The sequence below is a fragment of the Rhodococcus sp. APC 3903 genome (genome assembly GCF_030407755.1).
GTDB classification, from domain to species: domain Bacteria; phylum Actinomycetota; class Actinomycetes; order Mycobacteriales; family Mycobacteriaceae; genus Rhodococcus_F; species Rhodococcus_F erythropolis.
In genome coordinates this window covers 152,854-173,067 of the sequence record NZ_JASDCV010000003.1, presented here as the reverse complement: position 1 = coordinate 173,067, position 20,214 = coordinate 152,854, and the positions used below count along the sequence as shown (strand labels likewise).

Here is a 20,214-nt window from a genome sequence, read left to right as displayed (position 1 = left end):
AAGGAGAGAAATTTGTGCTCTATCGCGAAACTTCACCGACTACGCCATCTGACAATTCAGTCCACAAAGGCTTGGCCCAATCACCGAAGTCGCGATCGGTAAGCACGACGCACGCAGTATCGATCGTGGGATCGACCCACAGGAACGTCCCGGACTGGCCGAAATGACCGAAAGTTGCGGCCGAGTTCTCGAGACCTGTCCAATGCGGACGCTTGTCGCCGCGAATTTCGAATCCGAGTCCCCAGTCGTTGGGGCGCTGAGAGCCGTAACCCGGAAGAATTCCGTTGAGCCCCGGGAACTGCACGGTTGTCGCCTCTGCGAACGTCTGCGTCGAGATCAGGGTCGGCGAGAGCAGTTCAGCCGCGAACTTGGCCAAGTCGTCTGCCGATGCCTGTGCACCGTGACCGGCAGGACCGACAAGAGTCGCGCTGGTCATCCCCAACGGCGCGAACACCGCCTCGGCAAGATAGTCGGCAAACTCGATCTCGGTCTCCCGGGAAACCAACTCGGCAAGCACCTCGAATCCCGCACTCGAGTAGATCCGCTTCGACGCCACCGGCGCCTGAACAACACGTTCGGCGAATGCCAACCCGGAAGCATGTGCGAGGAGATGACGAACGGTCGACCCCTCAGGCCCGGCCGGCCCATCCAACTCGACCGCCCCTTCCTCCGCCGCCACCAGAATCGCGTAGGCGCACAACAGTTTTGTCACCGAAGCCAGGGGGAAAACATGCGACTGGTCGCCGCTGAAACCACGAATGCGGTCGCCCTCACCCGGATTATTCCCGGAGAGGACGACCGCTGCCGCATTGTCGACCGGCCACTGCTGGATTACGTCGAGACTGTGAGTACTGGGCACCCGATCAGACTACTGGCACAAGAGTTGCGCTTTCGATCACCAGTCAGCTTCGGTGTAGCGGATGACGCCGCGGATGTTCTTGCCATCCAACATGTCCTGGTACCCGTCGTTCACGCCTTCGAGCGTGTAGGTCCGAGTGACCATGTCGTCGAGGTTCAGCTTGCCTGCCTTGTACATCGCGAGGAGGTTAGGCACGTCCTGGCGAGCGTTGCCACCGCCGAAAATGTTGCCCTGAAGGTCCTTCTGAAGCATCGACATCAGGAACAGGTTCAGCTTCACATCCATGTCCGTCAGGTGCCCCATTGCAGTGACAACACAACGACCAGCCTTTGCCGTCAGAATCATGGCTTCTTCGACGTACTCACCCTTCATTTCGCCGACGGTGATGATCGTCTTCTGCGCCATGCGTCCGTACGTGGCGTCGATGATCGGCTGAATGGCAGCGGCAGCGCTTTCGAAAGCGTGCGTTGCGCCGAACTTCAGAGCCTGCTCACGCTTCCACGGCACGGGGTCGATGGCAAAGATGTACCGAGCGCCCGATGCAACCGCACCCTGTAGCGCACTGATACCGACGCCGCCGACGCCCATGATCACAACGTCTTCGCCGGGCTTCACATCGGCGATGTGGGTTGCCGATCCCCAACCGGTCGGGACGCCGCAACCGACGAGTGCAGCAACCTCGAACGGAATGTCCTTGTCGATCTTCACCACTGACGACTGGTTCACGACCATGTAGGGCGAGAACGTCCCTAGCAGGCACATCGGGATCACGTTTTCGCCGCGAGCCTGGATCCGGTACGTGCCGTCGCTGATGGCCTGGCCGCTGAGGAGGCCCATCCCGAGGTCACAAAGATTCTGATGTCCGGCCGAACATGCCGGACAGGTTCCACAAGCCGGAATGAAGGACAGAACGACGTGGTCGCCGACCTCCAGTCCCTTGACCTCAGGGCCGAGCTTGGTGATGACGCCCGAACCCTCGTGCCCGCCCATGACCGGGAACGACGGCATCGGGGTCGCGCCGGTGACGATGTGGTGATCGGAGTGGCACATTCCGGCCGCTTCCATGCGAATTTGAACTTCGCCGGCTACCGGCTCGCCGATCTCGATCTCCTCGACGGACCACTTCTCATTGAGGCCCCACAGGATTGCACCCTTGGTCTTCACGTCACTTCACCCTTTCATTCGCACACCCGCATCTATCTCTGTGACCATAGCCACAAATCCGCGAAATTGGAACGTGTTCTAACGAAAGATTTTGAACTGCAGGTCAGACGTCCAAATGACCTGGCACAACCGGCTTGGCGACGACGAAAGAATGACCCACTGAGTGGGACAGGCCACACGGGCACCCGAAAGTAGAGCCACCCCGAAAGCACGCACCCATTCGACTCCACCTCCCACCAATCGGTCGGACACAGAGCAGCGGGTCCGAGACAGGCCTGGGCACGTTCTGGTGCATCTGAGATTTGCCCCCTCAGGTTTTGAATGTGGTGTTCGCCGGCCGCGGGTGCTGCTGCGGATCGATCGAGGGCGGCGGGATGAACCACGGTTTGTTGTCGACGCCGATGCGGATCACCCATTTTCCGACGAACCCGGATTTGCGGTGCATCAACCGGTGATGCGAACGGCACAGCAGGACAAGGTTGTTCATCACCGTCGGGCCACCGTTGGCCCAGTGCCGAATGTGGTGCGCATCGGTCCACGCGGGAACACATGTGCAGCCGGGGAACGCGCAGCCTCTGTCGCGGGCGATCAACGCCACTCGCTGCTCCGCGGTGACCAACCGTTTCCCGGGTTTCGCATCGAGCGGAGCCCCGTGATCATCGAGCAGGACAGTGGAGAGGAAACAATCACACCCGAGGAGTCTGGTCTGCGAGACCGAGAGTGGTCCGAGCCACGGCATATGTCCGACATCGAGATCCGACACAGCCGCTCCACCATCAGGAGCAGCGGGTGTTGCGGCGCAGTCCCGATGCTCAGCGAGATCGCGGGCGTTGATGTGCACGTTCACGTGCGGCCGCTGCCCACCATCGGCGCCGGTTTTGGCGCAGTCCAGGTAACGCCGGATCAGTTCCGTGAACCCGTCCGCGGTCCGCTTCGCTGCCGACCGGGTATCCGGGGTTCCATCGGGTGCCGGGGTCGGCATCGTCAGATTCGACAGGGCGGAGAGCAGCATTTCACCGGTGAGGGCGTCGAAATCGCCGCGCACCACCACCCGACCATTCAACGTCGACGCGATCCGCAACTCGTTCCGATCCACATCCTCGGCGGGCGGAATCTCATCCGATTCGAACACTCGCTCCAAAGTCGCGATCACATTCCGCACCTTCGTCGTTGTCGCCTCCACCCCCGAGGCAGCAGCCAACAACAAATCGATACAGCGAGGGAGCGCCTCCTCCGGCATGCCCTTCGGCGGTGATTCGCAGAACGCCACGATCAACACCGCGTGCTCGAACGAGCAGTCCCCGACATCGAACCGAGCCGCCACCGCCGGAAATGGCCGAAGCGCCGCACCCAACGCGGCGATCTTCTTCCCGTCCCGAACCTGCAGCATCGTGTTCGCCGCCAACCAGCAACCCACCCCGCGGCTGGCAATCACCTGATCATCCGGCCGCAACGACAACTCGTCCACCACCGCCACCCGCACAGCCTCGAGACGAAGAATCTCCGCACTCGCCTCGATAGCAGCAGCACGCAACTCAGAAGCAGACAACCGCCACAGACGTCCACGCAACCCCACCGCAGAACCAGACACCACATCCGACAACAAGACACTCATTGAATCCCCCGATCCCCTCCCCAAATAATACTCGAACACCCGTTCGAGTCAAGAGTTTCTCGAGTCAATCCACCGAGCGTCCCGGAATCACCACACCGCATTGATAGGCGAGAACCACCAGTTGCGCGCGGTCGCGGACATCCAGTTTTGTCATCGCCCGATTCACATGGGTTTTTGCCGTGACCGCGCTGATCACCAATTCCGCGGCGATTTCGTCGTTGGACATCCCGAGGGCAACGAGGGTTACTACTTCGAGTTCGCGTGGTGTCAATTGACCGAAAATCCCAGAAGTCGAGTCGGCCCGCGTAGGAGTGGAAAGGAATCGAGAAATCAACGCGCTGGTCGCAATCGGCGACAACAAAGAGTTCCCACCTGCGACCGTCCGAACAGCATCGAGTAGATCCTCAGCTCGGATTCCTTTGCCGATGAAGCCGCTCGCTCCCGCCCGGATCGCCTGTGCCACATGTTCATCCACTTCGAAGGTCGTCAGGATCAGTACGTGTACGTCGGTCAAATCCGGATGATCGGCGATCATGGCGGTCGCTTCGACTCCGCTGGTGCCCGGCATGCGAATGTCCATCAGAACAACGTCGGGTCGGTGCTCGAGCGCCGCCTGGAATGCCTGCTCTCCGTCTGCCGCCTCGGCGACCACCTCCATGTCGTCTTCCGAACCGATCAGCAGCGCAAGCGTTTGACGGAAGAGCGCCTGATCGTCTGCCACTACCACCCGAATACTCACGACTCCTCACGCTCCGAACCGCTGGAGACCGAGACCAGCGGCAGTTGGGCGTCCACACGAAATCCCCCGTCCGCGCGGAATCCTGCTGAGACCTCGCCTCCCATTGCCTGTGCCCTCTCCTTCATTCCCAGCAGTCCGTACCCGGGCGGTGACGTCGAAGGCACTGCCGTTCCGGAGTTTTCGACCGACAGCACCAGAACCTCGGCTTCGTACGACAACGACACGGTGACGGCCCCTGGCAACGCATGCTTGCTCGCATTCACGAGTGCTTCCTGGATAATTCGGTACGCCGTGAGGTCTACTGCTGGCCCGAGAGGGCGCAGCGAACCCACTGCGCGCACTTCGATTTCCATTCCCGCACTGACGAATTGATCCACCAGTGCCGGTAGATCCGAAAGCCCCGGAGCCGGTTTCATCGAGCGATCACCGTCCTGAGCGTCACGGAGAACTCCGACCGTGGCCCGAATTTCATCGAGTGCCGCCTTGGACGTTTCCTCCACTCCGCGTAGTGCAGTCGTCGCCTTCTCGGGGTCTTTCCCGATCAAGTGCGACGCGACCCCGACTTGCAGGTTGACCAAGGCAATGTGGTGCGCGACAACGTCGTGCAGGTCTCGCGCAATCCGCATCCTTTCTTCGACGACGCGGTGTCGGGCCTCGTCCTCGCGCATTCTTTCCGCTTGCACCGCGCGCGCCTCGACGGACTCCAGATAGGCTCGGCGAGAACGGACCTCGGCGCCGGCGAAACTTGCCATCAGCAACCAGGCCAACAACCCCAGTGCCTCCTGCAGGAGATTGTTCCCCACTCCCAGGAAGATTGTGACGAGCATCAGCGAGCTGACTGTGCTCGCCGCTGCGAAGAAGGTCCTCCGGCGGTCACTCGTGCTGGCAACGTAGTAGAGGCACACCATCGCCGCGGAACCTGTGCCGGCATTCGGCGGCGCTGACAGTGCAATCATCAATACGCCGAGAAGTACTGCCACCGCCAGCGCCGAGAACGGGTAGCGCCTCCGGAATACGATGGTTGCCGCTGCGATCGCTGTTACAAGGACTCCCACAACTGTTACTTCGCGGGTGTCATTGCCATCGAGCGCGATGCGGTGCGCCGTCCACGTGGCAAGGAGCACGAGGATCGTCAGTGCCAGGTCGATGGTGCGCGGGTGTTCCGCACACCATCGACCCCACGTCGATGTCGAAGTCATCGATCTACCGTATCCGGGTCATACCGACAACTTGTCGCTCGTGGGTTCACTGGATTCCTTCGAATCTGCGAGCAGCGCAGTCAACTGCTCCCCCTCGACATCGACGTTCGGGACCAACCGGTCCAGCCATGAGGGGAACCACCATGCCTTCGAGCCCAACAGGGACATGACGGCCGGTACGACGGTCATACGAATCACGAAGGCGTCGAACAGAACCGCGAACGAGAGTCCGAGTCCGATCTGCATGATGAAGGCGTCGCCGCCGAAGATGAAGCCCGCGAAAACGGCGATCATGATCAGCGCCGCGGCCGTGACGACTCGCGCGCCCTGGTCGAAGCCCTTCACGACTGCTTCGTCCGGTCCGTCACCGTGGACGAACGCTTCACGCATTCTGGTCACGAGGAACACCTGGTAGTCCATCGCCAACCCGAAGACGATGCCGATCATGAAGATGGGCAACATCGCCACAATTGATCCGGTTTGGCCTTCGATTCCGAGAATGCCGGCGAACCAACCCCACTGGAAGATCGCGACCAGCACACCGAACGTCGCACCGATCGAGAGCAGAAATCCGAGAGTTGCCTTGAGCGGTACCAAGATCGAGCGGAACACCAGCATCAAAAGAATGAAGGCGAGGCCGACGACCAATGCGAGGTAGGGAACGAGGGCATCAGCCAGGCGATCCGAGACGTCGATCGTCAACGCTGTCTGACCGGTGACCGACATCGTGGCCCCGGTCTCGTCGGTCAGTGATCCGGCGACCTCACGTATATCTGCGACGAGCGCCTTTGTTGCCTCGGTTTCCGGGCCACTCGAGGGAACCACCGTGATGACTGCTGTATCGCCGGCCTGATTGAGTGCTGGCGGCGTCACTGCCGCTACGTCGGGCAGAGCACCGAGCTTTTCCTGGGCGCCGCTCAATGCCGCTGCCGGATCGGTGGCGTCGGCAACGTCGACGACCACCATGAGCGGACCGCTGAACCCGGCACCGAACCCCTCGGATAGTCGGTCGGTAGCCCTGGCGGCAGTTGTGTCGGGCACTGGTGGGCTCGCCAAACTCAGGTTGATTCCGAAGGTGGGGATCGCCAGCAATCCCAACCCGAGGACTGACGCGAGCAAAACAGGAACTCGACGCCGGATCACGAACTTGGCCCATCGCGAGCCCGCCCCCTCCGACTGTTTCCGGTGTGTCAGTTCACCGCCGGACGCCAGCAGTCGACGATCAGACCGACTCAGGACGCGCGACCCTGCAAATCCGAGTGTGGCGGGCAGCAGCGTCAGTGAAATCACCACTGCAACAGCAACTGCGAATGCTGCAGCCAGACCCATGCTTGTCAGGAACGGGATGTTCACGACGAACAGTCCGGCCAGTGCGATAAGGACGGTCAACCCCGCGAACACTACGGCCGAACCCGCAGTCCCCGCTGCGCGGCCCGCAGCAATTTCCGGATCATGTCCGTCACGTAGTTCGGAGCGGTAGCGCGAGACGATGAACAGCGAATAGTCGATCGCCACGGCGAGCCCCAGCATCATTGCCAGGACGGTTGTGCTCGAACCCAATTCGATGAAACCAGTTGCGATGGTGATCGTGCAGATCGCGATGCCGATGCCGATCAACGCGCTGATCAAAGGAAGCCCCGCCGCAACCAAGGAACCGAAGGTGACGGTCAGCACCACCGCGGCGATCGCGACTCCGATCACCTCTCCCATCGATTCGGCGCTGCTTTCCATCAGCACGTTGCCGGCAACATCGACTGCCAGCCCTGAATCCGAGGCGTCGTGGACAGCGGACTCGAGCAGTTCTTTCGAACTGCCCGGCAAGTCCATCGAGTCGGCTGTATAGGAGACCTGCATGTATCCGATCGTCCCAGTCGGCGACACTCCGCCGGATGCATACGGATCCGATACCGCTGCAACCTCGGGGTCCTTCCCGAGCGCAGAGACCAATTCACTGACGGATTGTCGAATGGCCGGATCGGCGAGCGTCGTGCCCGCCGGAGATTCGAAGACTATGCGAGCACTGGCTCCGCCGGTGGACGATTCCGGGAACCGTTCAGCCAGAAGGTCCTGTGCCGCTTGCGATTCTGTGCCCGGGATCGACAATGTGTTGACGGTCGGACCGGACAGCGTTGCTGCGCCTACTCCGCCCGCCACCAGCAGGACGACCCAGAAGCCCACCATTGCCCAGCGACGACGAAACGCGAGTCGCGAGAGTTTGTACAGGAATATCGACATGCGTATCACTGTGCCGATACACGACCCCGTCGCACATCGTGCACAGGTAGGCAGTTCGACGTACTGCGCTCGCAGTAGGGCGGTGGTCCCCAGTGCTAGACGGGCAGGCCCAACTCCCTTGACCACGGCGGATCCGCCCCTGGTCGTGACACGGTGACGGCTGCCGCGCGTGCGGCAAAGGTCAACGCGGCCGACCAATCTGCCTCGGAGAACCCGCGCACAACGGCGACGTCGAGTGCATCGTGACGATCAAGGTAGGCCAGCAGGGCTCCGTGAACGGTATCGCCCGCACCGATCGTGTCCGCGACGTCGACTGCGGGCGCGGGCACCGAAACATCGAGTTCCTTGGTGATCAACCGCAACCCGTCACCGCCACGGGTGAGCAGTACGGCGCCGACGCCTTCGTCGAGCCACTCGGCGCCGTCGACCGAACCCAACCACTTCGCGTCGTCGTCGCTCACTTTGAGAATATCGATGGCGGGCAACCACGAACGAAATCGTCCTCGATATGCTTCCGGGTCCGAGATCACCGCCGGACGAATGTTGGGGTCCACCATGGTGAGTCGACCGCGGGCGTGTGCTTCGTGCAGCATGGCTTCGTAAGCGGAGGCCCCGGGCTCGAGCACCAGCGACAGCGTCCCGAACGAGAATGCCCGGGCAGAGGGAAGTTTCGGCAGCGCGAACTGTCGATCCGCCGTTCCCTCGAGGTAGAAGGAATACCGCGCACCTCCGTCCGCTGCAAGGTTCACGACGGCCAGAGTTGTCGGCTCGGGCCCACGTTCGACTCCGGTCGTGTCGACATTCGACGCGGCCAGCGAGTCGATCATCCGATCTCCGAACGCGTCGGTGGACAAGCGAGAGACGAATCCCACGTCGGATCCGAGTCGACCCACCGCGATCGCAACGTTGAACGGTCCACCGCCCAACTTGGGTGAGAAGTTCTCCCCCACCGGAACCAGATCAACCAGTCCCTCACCACACACCACGACGGATCGTTCGCGTGTATCACTCATCGGTAGACCCTAACCTTCTCACCAGTCGAAGATGGATGTGACCTGCTCGGCACGAACGAGTTCGGGTGCCGAGCAGGTCACGATTGTGGTGGGATTCAGCTACCCACGCGCTCACCCGTAGTCGGGTCGAAGAGGTGAACAGGACCGTCCACCCGCTCGAAGCCCAGCGTCTGGCCGTACTGCAGCTTCGATCGCCCGCCGGTGCGTGCAACGAGCGAGATCGGGTCGGCTTCGGTTCCAGGCACGTGTGCGTAGATGTACGACTCGTTGCCCAGTTCCTCTACCAGGTCGATCTGAGCTGCGATTCCGTCTCCGGCAGCAACCACCTGGAATTGCTCGGGCCGAATTCCTACTGTGACCGAAGCCAGACCGGCCGCGGCGATTGCCGCCATCTGCTCGCGGTCCAGCGGAACCTCGACGTCGCCGAAACGCACCCCACCCGAACTGACCGGCGCCGTTACCAAGTTCATACCTGGAGATCCGATGAAGCCGGCAACAAACGCATTGGCCGGCCGATCGTAAAGTTCGGTCGGAGAAGCGAATTGTTGCAACTTGCCGCCCTTGAGCACTGCCACGCGATCACCCATCGTCATCGCTTCCACCTGATCGTGCGTGACGTAGACGGTGGTGGTTCCGAGACGATGCTGCAACGCCGCGATCTGCGTGCGGGTCTGGACGCGTAGCTTTGCGTCGAGGTTGGAGAGCGGCTCGTCCATGCAGAACACTTGCGGTTCACGAACGATTGCTCGGCCCATGGCAACTCGCTGCCGTTGACCACCGGAAAGCTTGGCCGGTTTGCGGTCGAGGTATTCCGTCAGGTCAAGCAGTTTGGCCGCTTCGGCAACTTTCTTCTTACGCTCCTCGACGGGCACACCGCGCATCTTCAACGCGAACCCCATGTTTTCGCCGACGGTTTTATTGGGGTACAGCGCGTAATTCTGGAAGACCATTGCGATGTCGCGATCCTTCGACGGGACATCGGTCATGTCCTTGCCGTTGATGGTGATCGCACCGGAATCGATGTCCTCGAGCCCTGCCAACATGCGCAGGGCCGTGGACTTTCCGGAACCTGACGGACCGACGAGCACGATGAACTCCCCGTCCTTGATGTCAAGATCGAGTGAATCTACAGCGAGGGTCCCGGCACCTTCGTAGATGCAAGACGCTTTCTGGTACGAGATTTCAGCCATGACGAACTCCTGAGAGGGTGAGGAGAATTATTTGATTGCACCGAAGGACAGGCCGCGCACCAGTTTGTTCTGGGCGAACCAACCGGCCAGGATGACGGGCAATGCCGCCATGGTCGCTGCCGCGGAGAGCCGAGCCCAGTACAGGCCCTCGCCGGTGATGAACCCGACCAGGAAGACCGGAATCGTCTGCGCTTGAACAGCTGTCAGGTTGACTGCGAAGAAGAATTCGTTCCACGAGAAGATCACGCAGATCAGCGCAGTCGCAGCAATTCCGGGCGAGATCAGCGGGAGGATCACCTCTCGAACCGAGGTCCACAAACTCGCGCCGTCCATGCTGGCGGCTTCGAGAAGCTCGCCGGGGACTTCGAGAAAGAACGAACGCATCATCCACACTGCGATCGGCAGATTCATCGATGTGTACAAGATGACCAGCGCCCAGATGTTGTCGAGCAATCCGATGTCGTTGACGATCACGTACAGCGGCACGATTGCGGCGACGACTGGGAGCATCTTGGTACTGATGAAGAAGAACAGCACATCCTGGGTCTTCTTCACCGGGCGAAGAGACAATGCAAACGCAGCCGGAACACCCAGTAGCAGAACAAGAATCGTCGACATTCCGGTGGCAAATGCCGAGTTCGCCAGCGTTGTACCCAGACCGGAATCGAGGACGGCACGGAACTGTTCGAGGGTGGGAGTGAAGAACAGCTTCGGCGGGTCCGTGTAGGCGTCTGCCTCGGTCTTGAACGCGGTCAGGACCATCCAGAAGACCGGGAAGAAGAATCCGAGAGCGGCGATCCACGCCACGACCGACCACGGACTGAACTTACTGCTCTTCTTTTTCTTGACGACGGGTTTGTCGGTCGTCGCGCTTGTCGTCTCTACGGCAGTCATCACGCCGCCTCCTCGTTGCCGGTGAAGCTCTTGAAGATCAATCGGAGCGCAAGTGTCGAGACGATGATGGTCGCGATCACTGTCACGACACCCATCGCCGCAGCTTGACCTACGTCGAAGCCGAGGAATGCGCGCTGGTAGATGTAGAACGGCAGGTTCGAGCTGGCCACGCCTGGCCCGCCCGACGTCATCATGTACACCGCGTCAAAGGTGTTCACGAGGTAGATCGCACCCAGAACTGCACCGAGTTCGATGAAGCGGCGCAGGTGCGGCAGTGTCAGTTCGCGGAACATCGCAAACGGCTTGGCTCCGTCCACCCGTGCGGCTTCGAGGATGTCTCGGGGCATGGACTGCAAGCCGGCCAGAATGAGCAGCATCATGAAAGGCGTCCACTGCCAGATCAGATTGATCATGACGGCGGCGAGCGGAAACTTGCTGACCCAGTCGACCTGGCCGACACCGAAAGGCTGGAGGACAAAGTTCACGATACCGAACACCGGGTCGAACATTGTTGTCTTCCAGAGCAATGCGCCAGCGACGGGGGTGATGAGAAATGGCGTGATCAGCAGTGTCCGCACGATCCCGCGACCGAGGAAGGCTCTGTCGAGTAGGAGTGCCAACGCGAGTCCGAGGATCACCGAAACGATGACCGTACCCACGATCATGATCACCGTGTTGACCGCGACTTCCCGAAACTGACTGTCCTTGAAAACCTCGATGTAGTTGTCGAACCCGTTGAAGTGCCGCGATCCCGGCCGGACAAGGTTCCACGACTGCGTCGAGTAGTAGAGGGTGAACAGGAACGGAATCTGGGTGACGACGATCGAGAAGATCAACGCCGGCAACAGGGGACCTCTACGACGCCAACCCTCGGCGCGGGAGATCTTCTTTTCGACACGGACCGGTGGCGCGTCGTCCACCGTAGTTCTGGGCTCGGCAACCGTAGTCATCGGTTCTCCTGATAGGTCTTGCCGACCACCTCGGCATACTGCTGGGATTGTTCGAGTGCTTCTTTCACGCTCTTCTGACCCGCGATGGCAGCACTGATCTGCTGGCTGACGCGAGTGCCCAGGTCCTGAAACTCAGGGATGGTGAGGAACTGGACGCCGGTGTACGGAACCGGTTGCACTGTCGGGTTCTTCGGATCTGCATTGTTGATCGATTCGAGGGTGATCGGACCGAATGCCTGTGCGGCCTCTTGATATTCCGGAATCTCGTAGGTCGATAGGCGACTTCCCGGAGGAACTCTCGACCAGCCGAGTTCGGTTCCGACCTTCTGGATGTAGTCCTTGTTCGTCATCCAGGAAATGAACTTCCAGGCGTCATCTTTGTTCTTTGCCGACTCCGGGATTCCGAGCGCCCAGGTGTAGAGCCAACCAGGATCGGACTTCTCGACCTTCGGGGCCTTCGCATATCCGATGTTGCCGACTACCTTCGACGACGCAGGGTCCTCGAGAACCGACACAGCCGACGTCGCGTCGTACCACATCGCCGTGTTGCCTTGCGCGAATTGTGTTGCACATTCACCGAATCCGCTTGTGGCAGGGCCCGGCTGACCGTGCTCCTTGACCGTGTCCACGTAGAACTGAACCGCATCCTCGACCTGCGGACTGGTCAGCTGCGCATTCCAATTCTCGTCGTACCAGCGTCCACCGAAGGTGTTGATCACGGTGTTCAGCGGCGCGAGTACCTCACCCCAGCCAGGCTTTCCACGCAAACAGATTCCCGCCATCTTGGCATCCGGGTTGTCGAACTGCGCTGCCCAACCTGCAACTTCTTGCCACGTCGGGTCTTCGGGAACTGTTATCCCCGCCTGATCGAACAGATCCTTGCGGTACATCAGGAACGACGACTCCCCGTAGAACGGGACCGCGAACATACTGTCCTCGTATGACAGAGAAGTCTTGATCGACGGTATGAAGTCGTCCTCGTCATAACCGGGCGTCTTGTCTGCATACTCGGACAGGTTCGTGAGCCAACCGTTGGCGGCCCACTGAGGTGTCTCGTAGTTGCTGATCATCACGACGTCGAACTCACCGCCGCCGGTTGCCGTCGACGCTGTGATCTTGGCGCGCGCCTGGTTCTCGGAAAGGCTGACGAATTTGAGGTCGATGCCAGGGTTCTCGGCTTCGAAAGCCGGCGCCAGTTTGATGGCGTCCTGCATCTGCGAATTCGACACCATCGCGATGGTGACTGTTCGTTCGCCGGAACCACCGAGCGCACCAGCGCCCGCACATCCCGACACCAGGAGGCAGAGCGCCGCCGCGGCAGCGCCCCACACTCGTCTTCCTGTTTTCACGGATTACCTTCCTTCACACTTGCGTGTCAGTCGCGCGCTCGGACAGCGAAACTCGTGAGATCGCTAGCCTTCGAGCAGCCACTGGGCGCACTCGACGTCGGTGACGAGTACGTTTGCCAAACCTCCGCGCAATGCGCCCAGAACGGCCTGGCGTTTGTGTGTTCCCCCCGAAATCAGAATCGTCTGATCGCAGGATTTCACTGCGTCGAGCGATACGGAGACCGTTCGCTCAGGCAGTGGCCCCTCCACTGGATTGCCGTCGATCGTGTAGAAACGGCCGCCGATTTCACCGACAGCGCCTCGACTTTCCAACTCGTCCAGCATGGTCGAGTCGACGAAGCTACCGGCAAACAAGGTCGTGGCAGTCGAGACGGCACCAACTCCGAAAACCATGATGTCGGAATCAGTTCCGGCTTGCAGCGCCTTCGAGATGACCGAGTCGTTTCGCATCGACTCCACAGTCGCCGGGTCGGCATATAGCGGAGCATTGAGGCGAATAGGATTGGCCTGCAACTGTTGTGCACATCGGCCGATGGTGAAGTCGACACCGGTTTGGTAGTCGGTCACCGTCATGGAGCCGTCAAGTTGTACCACAGCCGAGCACTTCGCCGCCTTGTCTGGCAAAGATCCTGCTACCGCAACGGTTTCCGGACCCCAGGTAAACCCGAGAACGCTCGACGGCTGCAGACGACGAACCAGAACTTCCGCTGCTCGTCGGCCGAGCGCGTCGAAGTCCGGATCGTCCGAGTCCGAATTTGCTTCGGGCACAATCAAAACTTCGGCCAACCCGAAGTGCTTCTCCAGTTTCGATTCCAACTCCGTGTTCACCGAACCTTCGAGCTCCGGCGGCACCATAATCTCGACCCTGACCAAACCTTGCGTCCGCGCCCTGGCCAACAGCCGCCCGGCCGTAGGCCGCGAGACGCCCAACTTCGCTGCAATCTCCGCCTGAGTAGCGCCTTCGAGGTGATACATGGTCGCTGCCCGCAAGGCGAGCCGCACATCCTCGGAAGCCGGCAACTTCGACGACTTGAGTCCTGCGGGCTGAGCCGACTGGTTCACACGGTCTCCTTGTGTATCAGGTTCAAAGTTTCTTGATCGTGAGCAGATGCTCACTAGATGTTCTTATGCTCATTAAGCTAACATCTACGTTGTGACCCACACAACAGTTTCCGGAGAATCCGTCGATCTACCTGCGACAATTCGGGCAAATGTCCTCGTTGAGACCGGAAAGATGCAGATGGTCGAGAGACCACGACCGTCCCCGAAGACGGGTGAAGTCCTCGTTCGCATCCATGCAGTGGGCGTGTGCGGGTCGGACGCGCACTACTTTCACGAAGGTCGCATCGGCCCTTACGTAGTCAACTCACCGCTCGTTCTCGGACACGAAGCATCTGGACGCATCGCCGCAGTCGGTGACGGCGTCGACCCAAGACGCATCGGGCAGCGCGTCTCCATCGAGCCTCAGAAGCCCGATCCGACAAGTCCCGAATCCAAGGCAGGCAGATACAACCTCTGCCCTCATATGGAGTTCTTCGCGACGCCGCCGATCGACGGTGCACTGACCGACTACGTCACGATCGGTGCCGACTTCGCCCATCCCATCGCAGATTCCGTGTCCTACGAGGCAGCTGCGCTGTTCGAGCCACTCTCCGTAGGGATCGCCTCAGCCCAGAAAGCGGGAATCACTGCCGGCTCTCGTGTGTTGATCGCCGGCGCCGGCCCGGTAGGAATCGTGACGACGCAGGTGGCCAAGGCATTCGGCGCGACGGAAGTCATCGTCTCGGACATCGATGCGGCCCGGCGTGATGTGGCACTGAAATTCGGCGCAACAACCGTCGTTGATCCTCGTGAAAGCGACGTACGCTCGCTGGCCGTCGATGCGTTCATCGACGCCTCGGGTGCCACGGCCGCAGTGATCGACGGGATTCACGCAGTTCGGCCCGCTGGGACCGTCGTTCTGGTCGGAATGGGTGCCGACGAGATACCGTTGCCGGTCCCGATCATTCAGAATCGCGAACTGATGCTCACCGGAGTGTTCCGGTACGCCAACACGTGGCCGATCGCCGCCGCACTGGTCGCTGCCGGGCGCGTCGATCTGGATTCGATGGTCACAGCACGCTTTTCACTCGAACGATCGCAAGAGGCCCTGGTGGCCGATCGCATTCCCGGCAGCATCAAAGCCGTAGTCATCGTCGCCGAAGGAGACTAGAACTTTCATGGAACTCAATACGAACACCTTGCTCGACTTCGATGCTGAACTCGAAGTGCCGAACTACGACCGGAGCAAAGTCACCACCGGCATAGTGCATTTCGGTGTCGGAGGCTTTCACCGTGCACACCAGGCCATGTACATCGATACCCTCCTGCGACGAGGTGAAGCCTTCGACTGGGGAATCTGCGGAGTGGGAGTGATGCCGTCGGATAAGCGAATGAAAGACGCACTCCGCGCGCAGGACGGCCTCTACACGCTGGCGCTCAAGCATGCTGACGGAACCCTCCAGGGCCGGGTCATCGGGTCGATCGTCGAGTACTTGTTCGCGCCCGACGATCCGGAGGCGGTGATCGAAAAGATGGCATCCGAATCGACGAAAATCGTATCTCTCACCATCACCGAGGGCGGATACAACATCTCGCACACTACGGGCGAGTTCGACGCGTCCCATCCCGATGTGATGCACGATCTCGAGCCGGGAACACTCCCCCGCACCACCTTCGGTCTGATTTGTGCGGCACTCGCACTCCGTCGCGACCGGGGCCTCACCCCGTTCACGATCATGAGTTGCGACAACATCGAAGGCAACGGATCGGTCGCAAGGACGGCTGTCGGAGCGTTCGCCGCTCTGAAGGATCCCGAACTTGCGGAGTGGATCGACGAGAACGGCGCCTTCCCCAACTCCATGGTCGACCGGATCACACCCGTCACGACAGCCGAGGTGACCACCGAGATCGCCGAGACGTTTGGCGTGGACGATCAGTGGCCGGTCGCAGCTGAGCCGTTCACCGCGTGGTTCCTCGAGGACGAGTTCACCTCAGGCAGGCCACCTCTGGGGAATGCCGGCGTCAATCTCGTGCCGGATGTTCGCCCGTACGAACTGATGAAACTGCGCCTTCTCAATGCCAGCCATCAAGGCATCGCGTACTTCGGCTACCTTGCCGGATACCGCCTGGTCCACGAGGCATGCCAGGACGAACTCTTGTCAGGGTTCCTGCTCGACTACATGAATCTGGAAGCGACGCCGACCCTTGATCCGGTACCCGGCGTCGACCTCGATCAGTACAAGAAGACCCTCATCGAACGATTCTCGAACCCCCAGGTCCGCGACACGATTGCACGTCTGTGCGCCGAGTCGTCCGATCGAATTCCCAAGTGGCTGTTACCCGTCATCCGGACCCAACTCGACACCGGCGGGTCGATCAACCTGTCCACCGCAATTGTCGCCAGCTGGGCCCGCTACGCCGAGGGCACAGACGAGAACGGAGATCCCATCACCGTCGTCGATCAGCTGTCGGACACTCTGGTGCCGCTCGCCCAGAAACAGTCGAGCGACCCGTTGGCCTTCATCGGGTACCGACAAGTGTTCGGCGATCTCGTGGACGATCGCAGATTTGTCGCAAGCTTCCGAAAGACCCTCGACTCGTTGCACTCCGTCGGAGCCAGAAGAACCCTCGAGGAGGTTCGCGGGCTCTGACTACGCCGAGACGTCGTGCAGGTGATGGATCGGATCGTGAATGAAGTAGGCCGCCAACGATTCGACTGTGAACGCCGATCCGTCACTGCGGAGACCCCGTCGTTGGCGGCTACCCTCTGGCACGGTTTCGAAGGCGTTCGCGACTTCCGCCGCGGCGTCGGACAATTCCGATGCCACCGTTGCCGGATCTTGGTCGTTGTACCGCTCGGCCTCGGCTGTTGCGTCTTGATCCCAGTTCTCGAATCGCGGATCGTCGAATTCGAGCATCTGTTCCAACCGCACCTTGAAGATCCGGAACACGTCGCGTACGTGGGCGGAATACTCCAGCGCTGACCATGTTTCGCTGTCCTGTCGCTCCGTCACATTCTCGCGCTCCAGTACCTCGGCCCACGAGATGGCATTGCTACGCACAAGATCTGGAACATCCGCGAACGCCACAGCGGACGAATCAAACCCGCACTCGCCGCATGGGCGTTCGAGGACCCAGGTCCAGTTCTTTGTATCCGGGGTGATCGGCATGGATCGAGAATAGTCCGCCAGGGCGGGGTCAGTCTGCTTCGATCGGCAGATGAAGCGAATCGTGCTCGGTATTTCGGTTACCTTCGTGCTGACGCTCTCCGCGTGTGGCGCGGAAGTGGGCGCACCCGAGCCGCGCAACAGCAAGAGCAGGCGGTGGTCGTCAATTCACTTCATTCGAGTGCCCGGGGCGAATGTTGGTCCGTATTTCCATCATCGTTTGCGGCATCTGGTTTGATTCGTAACATGCGCTCTTCGCTCGCCTTGTCCACTCTCGCTGCCGGCTTGTTGATTGCGGGCTGCGGGTCGCAGACAGTGCAGCAACCCGACACCGCAACGACAACAACCGAAACGGGCGGAACGTGGGTCCGAAGGCTCGAAGTACCAGACTCCGTCGAAAAGATCTGCCAGTCGATACTCGGATTGGCCGAAGAATTGGGACGTACTCCTAGCGATTCCGCGTCACCGATCGATCGAGTCCGCGAATACATGAGCGGACCATACCGCGACTGGAGGGGATTCGACGCTGAGGGGCGTCAGCGCATCGAGGAGGCATTCGAGAAGGCAGAATCAGGATCCTGCGGTTGAGCAACACTGGACGTCTGGTTCGCCCCTCGCACAACGGAATTCCGGACAGCGACGTATCAACGCCATTCCGTTGGTGACAAATTTTCGTTCGTCTGCGACGGCCGGTCACTTGAAATTCCCCAGAGCTTTCAGTTCAACGTCAAAGATCCTGTGACGCGACGCTGGCCGAGGCTTCAACTGGTCTCGTCGTTCCTTCAGGTGAAGGGCGCCGAGTCGACATGTACGCCTTCCGAACGCAGCAAATGCTTGGCCGCACAAATCAACAAGGAGAGGGATTCGTACGAGAGTCCCTCGGTCGCACGCATCAGCCTGTCAGGCGCCGGAATCGACCGGTCGCCCGGGGAACCCTCGGATCTCCGCACAGAAAGCACGGTCGAGAGTTCTCGTTGATTCACCACCTGACCTGTGCTGTTCGCTCGCTCGAACATGGCATTCAGCCGCTGGACGAGTTCCTCACCTTCAGCTGATCGAATAGTGTTGCCGAACAACCTGTTTCCATGATCGGCTATGACACCAGGCGCGATCGAGTTCTTGATTGTCACAGTACGTTCTCCGTTACGTTGGTCTGTCAGGTTGATCAGGGGTGCGACCGGGAGCAACTCGCAGAGCCTTGATCTGTGCCACCCAACGGCGTCGCGCATCGACAGCAGACCAATCTCCCCCGGCGCCCATCGGCTTCCGGTAGCGCGACTTCGAAGCCGCTGTTCATTTGCGACTTATCGTTACATATTAACATCAACTGTAACTCTTCGACAAGCACTTTGTTCCGATTGCCCGGTTTGATCACGGGTGGCGCAGAACATCAAGGGTGGCCAACTTGTCGACATGATCTACGCCATCCCTGCCATCTCCGTTCAGGCTGCAGTGATGGTCGAGCCACCGGCAAGGCACAAGAACGACATTCCGCCGACGAGCTCCCAGCGTAGATATCGCCGCGCGTGCATCACCTGCGGTGAACTGCGATGCACACAAGCCGCAACGCGGATAGGGGCGGCGACACAGCCCGCGAGAGCTTTCTTACCCGAACTTTTCCATCATCGTGTGAGGCAGCCGGCCAGCCAAGACTGCACCCAAAGTCCTCGCTACTGATGACCTAAGTCCGACAATACTTTTCACGAAAAAGAGGACCCCGCGCCTGCGGGGTCCTCTTCGCTTTCCTTCAGAGCTAGAGACCGAGCGAGTGAAGGTGCTCGCTGATCTTCTCGAACATGAGCCTTTGACCTGCCGGCGTGGGATGCATGCCGTCTTCCTTGAGTAACGTCGGGTCCGACAGCCAGTTCTCGGCGAGCGCATCAATGAAAGGCAGCTTGTACTGCTCAGCGGCGGAACGGATTCGATCGTTGACATTGACAGCGGTCTCGGATGGAGGCCGGTTGTCCATGATGGGGCCGATGACGACAACCTTGGCGTGAGGAAGCCGATCTCGTAGCTGCGCATACAACTCCCGAGTCGCATCTCGCACCTCGAGCGGGTACGAAACATCGTTCCGACCGCCGGCGATGATGACGACCTCGGGATTCACCGCAACGACCTGATCAATTTTCGCACCGAACGGTAGCTTGCCTTTTTCCTCGTTTCCCTGGACGTAGCCGGTGCCACCGCTCGCAAAATCTGCCAGGTACCAGCGACGATCGAAGGCGAGCAGCGCCGGCCAATGATCTCCCGTCGTGTTCGGAATCGAGTACGAGTCCCCCAAAATTGCGACCGTGTCGAAGTCGTCGGTAGGGGCATTCAGCGCCGGCGCCGAACTGTCAGGCTGCGACACAGAGGCAGTTGCCCGACTGTCTCGGGATTGCTCGTACGCAAATCCTACGATCACCGCTACGACGGTGAAAACCATGGCACCGATGACGGCGACAGTTCGCTTGTTGGGTTTGGTCACCCCGTAAACATACGGGGTCGAATCATGTTGCCTCTGAGCGAGTGTCAAGCATCTGTCGTTCCGCTTGAATCGGCCATCGACGAAGGAGTGAAATCCCGCTCTCACAGCAGACTGGGGCCAAGCTTGCTGGAAGTTAAGGCGCGGCAAAGCATTCAGGGCACACTGTCCCCCATTCGACGGACCAAAGTCCATTTTCAAATCAACACTGCGACAAGCGGCAATCGCGCAGCTATATTTCGTCGACACTTCAACTACTTTCGGCACATCTGCACGGACGCGCGACAACACCCAGTCCCCTCGCTCGGCAATCCCCTCTATTTTTCTCATTC

At 60.3% G+C, this 20,214-nt stretch carries 18 protein-coding genes; 3 read left to right on the top strand and 15 right to left on the bottom strand.

Translation table 11 applies throughout. The features are described 5' to 3' along the window. Positions 1-19: 19 nt before the first annotated feature. From QMA15_RS05455 to QMA15_RS05400, 12 genes are all read right to left on the bottom strand, one after another. Positions 20-859: a serine hydrolase domain-containing protein gene (locus QMA15_RS05455; protein WP_279163953.1), complete on the bottom strand. Its 840-nt coding sequence runs from the start codon at positions 857-859 to the stop codon at positions 20-22. Positions 860-895: 36 nt separating this feature from the next. Further along, entirely contained in the window at positions 896-2,023 is a 1,128-nt protein-coding gene (locus QMA15_RS05450; protein WP_019748970.1) for an NDMA-dependent alcohol dehydrogenase, read from the bottom strand. A 310-nt stretch (positions 2,024-2,333) separates the two neighbouring features. Further along, positions 2,334-3,638 (bottom strand): HNH endonuclease signature motif containing protein, encoded by a 1,305-nt coding sequence (locus QMA15_RS05445; protein ID WP_290283743.1) that lies wholly within the window; start codon positions 3,636-3,638, stop codon positions 2,334-2,336. A 64-nt stretch (positions 3,639-3,702) separates the two neighbouring features. Next, complete coding sequence (locus QMA15_RS05440; RefSeq protein WP_195791293.1) at positions 3,703-4,377, bottom strand: response regulator transcription factor; 675 nt, start codon at positions 4,375-4,377, stop codon at positions 3,703-3,705. Continuing rightward, positions 4,374-5,576, bottom strand: a complete 1,203-nt coding sequence (locus tag QMA15_RS05435) for a sensor histidine kinase (protein ID WP_019748973.1) — start codon at positions 5,574-5,576, stop codon at positions 4,374-4,376. Before QMA15_RS05435 ends, QMA15_RS05440 begins: the two co-directional genes overlap by 4 nt. A gap of 18 nt (positions 5,577-5,594) precedes the next feature. Further along, positions 5,595-7,811, bottom strand: a complete 2,217-nt coding sequence (locus tag QMA15_RS05430) for an MMPL family transporter (RefSeq protein WP_279163955.1) — start codon at positions 7,809-7,811, stop codon at positions 5,595-5,597. A 95-nt stretch (positions 7,812-7,906) separates the two neighbouring features. Next, positions 7,907-8,824 (bottom strand): carbohydrate kinase, encoded by a 918-nt coding sequence (locus tag QMA15_RS05425; protein ID WP_279163956.1) that lies wholly within the window; start codon positions 8,822-8,824, stop codon positions 7,907-7,909. Between the two features lie 95 nt (positions 8,825-8,919). Next, the gene (ugpC, locus tag QMA15_RS05420; protein WP_279163957.1) at positions 8,920-10,014 is read right to left on the bottom strand and encodes a sn-glycerol-3-phosphate ABC transporter ATP-binding protein UgpC; all 1,095 of its coding nucleotides are present in this window, start codon (positions 10,012-10,014) and stop codon (positions 8,920-8,922) included. Between the two features lie 27 nt (positions 10,015-10,041). Beyond that, entirely contained in the window at positions 10,042-10,908 is an 867-nt protein-coding gene (locus QMA15_RS05415) for a carbohydrate ABC transporter permease (RefSeq protein ID WP_020969937.1), read from the bottom strand. After that, positions 10,908-11,858 (bottom strand): sugar ABC transporter permease, encoded by a 951-nt coding sequence (locus QMA15_RS05410; protein WP_019748978.1) that lies wholly within the window; start codon positions 11,856-11,858, stop codon positions 10,908-10,910. Before QMA15_RS05410 ends, QMA15_RS05415 begins: the two co-directional genes overlap by 1 nt. Beyond that, a complete protein-coding gene (locus QMA15_RS05405; RefSeq protein ID WP_021334181.1) occupies positions 11,855-13,207 on the bottom strand; it encodes a sugar ABC transporter substrate-binding protein in 1,353 nt (450 codons plus the stop codon). The genes QMA15_RS05410 and QMA15_RS05405 overlap by 4 nt, the downstream gene beginning before the upstream one ends. A gap of 63 nt (positions 13,208-13,270) precedes the next feature. Next, on the bottom strand, positions 13,271-14,269 hold the full coding sequence (locus QMA15_RS05400; RefSeq protein ID WP_021334180.1) for a sugar-binding transcriptional regulator: 999 nt from the start codon (positions 14,267-14,269) through the stop codon (positions 13,271-13,273). A 139-nt stretch (positions 14,270-14,408) separates the two neighbouring features. Between QMA15_RS05400 and QMA15_RS05395 the strand changes: the two genes are divergently transcribed. Then, positions 14,409-15,419, top strand: a complete 1,011-nt coding sequence (locus QMA15_RS05395) for an NAD(P)-dependent alcohol dehydrogenase (RefSeq protein WP_031331962.1) — start codon at positions 14,409-14,411, stop codon at positions 15,417-15,419. Positions 15,420-15,426: 7 nt separating this feature from the next. Then, positions 15,427-16,899 (top strand): mannitol dehydrogenase family protein, encoded by a 1,473-nt coding sequence (locus tag QMA15_RS05390; RefSeq protein ID WP_279163958.1) that lies wholly within the window; start codon positions 15,427-15,429, stop codon positions 16,897-16,899. Here QMA15_RS05390 and QMA15_RS05385 read toward each other — a convergent pair whose 3' ends face one another. After that, entirely contained in the window at positions 16,900-17,418 is a 519-nt protein-coding gene (locus QMA15_RS05385; protein WP_279163959.1) for a DinB family protein, read from the bottom strand. A gap of 243 nt (positions 17,419-17,661) precedes the next feature. On the opposite strand from QMA15_RS05385, the gene QMA15_RS05380 reads away from it, so the two are divergent. Then, entirely contained in the window at positions 17,662-18,003 is a 342-nt protein-coding gene (locus QMA15_RS05380) for a hypothetical protein (protein WP_259119345.1), read from the top strand. Positions 18,004-18,197: 194 nt separating this feature from the next. Here QMA15_RS05380 and QMA15_RS05375 read toward each other — a convergent pair whose 3' ends face one another. After that, a complete protein-coding gene (locus QMA15_RS05375; RefSeq protein ID WP_133727532.1) occupies positions 18,198-18,545 on the bottom strand; it encodes a hypothetical protein in 348 nt (115 codons plus the stop codon). Between the two features lie 623 nt (positions 18,546-19,168). Beyond that, on the bottom strand, positions 19,169-19,885 hold the full coding sequence (locus QMA15_RS05370) for an SGNH/GDSL hydrolase family protein (RefSeq protein WP_024487644.1): 717 nt from the start codon (positions 19,883-19,885) through the stop codon (positions 19,169-19,171). Positions 19,886-20,214 lie beyond the last annotated feature (329 nt).

Coding starts and splice junctions, on each gene's coding strand:
- QMA15_RS05430 (WP_279163955.1), bottom strand. CDS start 7,811: ATGTCGATATTCCTGTACAAACTCTCGCGACTCGCGTTTCGTCGTCGC.
- QMA15_RS05435 (WP_019748973.1), bottom strand. CDS start 5,576: ATGACTTCGACATCGACGTGGGGTCGATGGTGTGCGGAACACCCGCGC.
- QMA15_RS05410 (WP_019748978.1), bottom strand. CDS start 11,858: ATGACTACGGTTGCCGAGCCCAGAACTACGGTGGACGACGCGCCACCG.
- QMA15_RS05445 (WP_290283743.1), bottom strand. CDS start 3,638: ATGAGTGTCTTGTTGTCGGATGTGGTGTCTGGTTCTGCGGTGGGGTTG.
- QMA15_RS05380 (WP_259119345.1), top strand. CDS start 17,662: ATGCGCTCTTCGCTCGCCTTGTCCACTCTCGCTGCCGGCTTGTTGATT.
- QMA15_RS05385 (WP_279163959.1), bottom strand. CDS start 17,418: ATGCCGATCACCCCGGATACAAAGAACTGGACCTGGGTCCTCGAACGC.
- ugpC (WP_279163957.1), bottom strand. CDS start 10,014: ATGGCTGAAATCTCGTACCAGAAAGCGTCTTGCATCTACGAAGGTGCC.
- QMA15_RS05415 (WP_020969937.1), bottom strand. CDS start 10,908: ATGACTGCCGTAGAGACGACAAGCGCGACGACCGACAAACCCGTCGTC.
- QMA15_RS05425 (WP_279163956.1), bottom strand. CDS start 8,824: ATGAGTGATACACGCGAACGATCCGTCGTGGTGTGTGGTGAGGGACTG.
- QMA15_RS05390 (WP_279163958.1), top strand. CDS start 15,427: ATGGAACTCAATACGAACACCTTGCTCGACTTCGATGCTGAACTCGAA.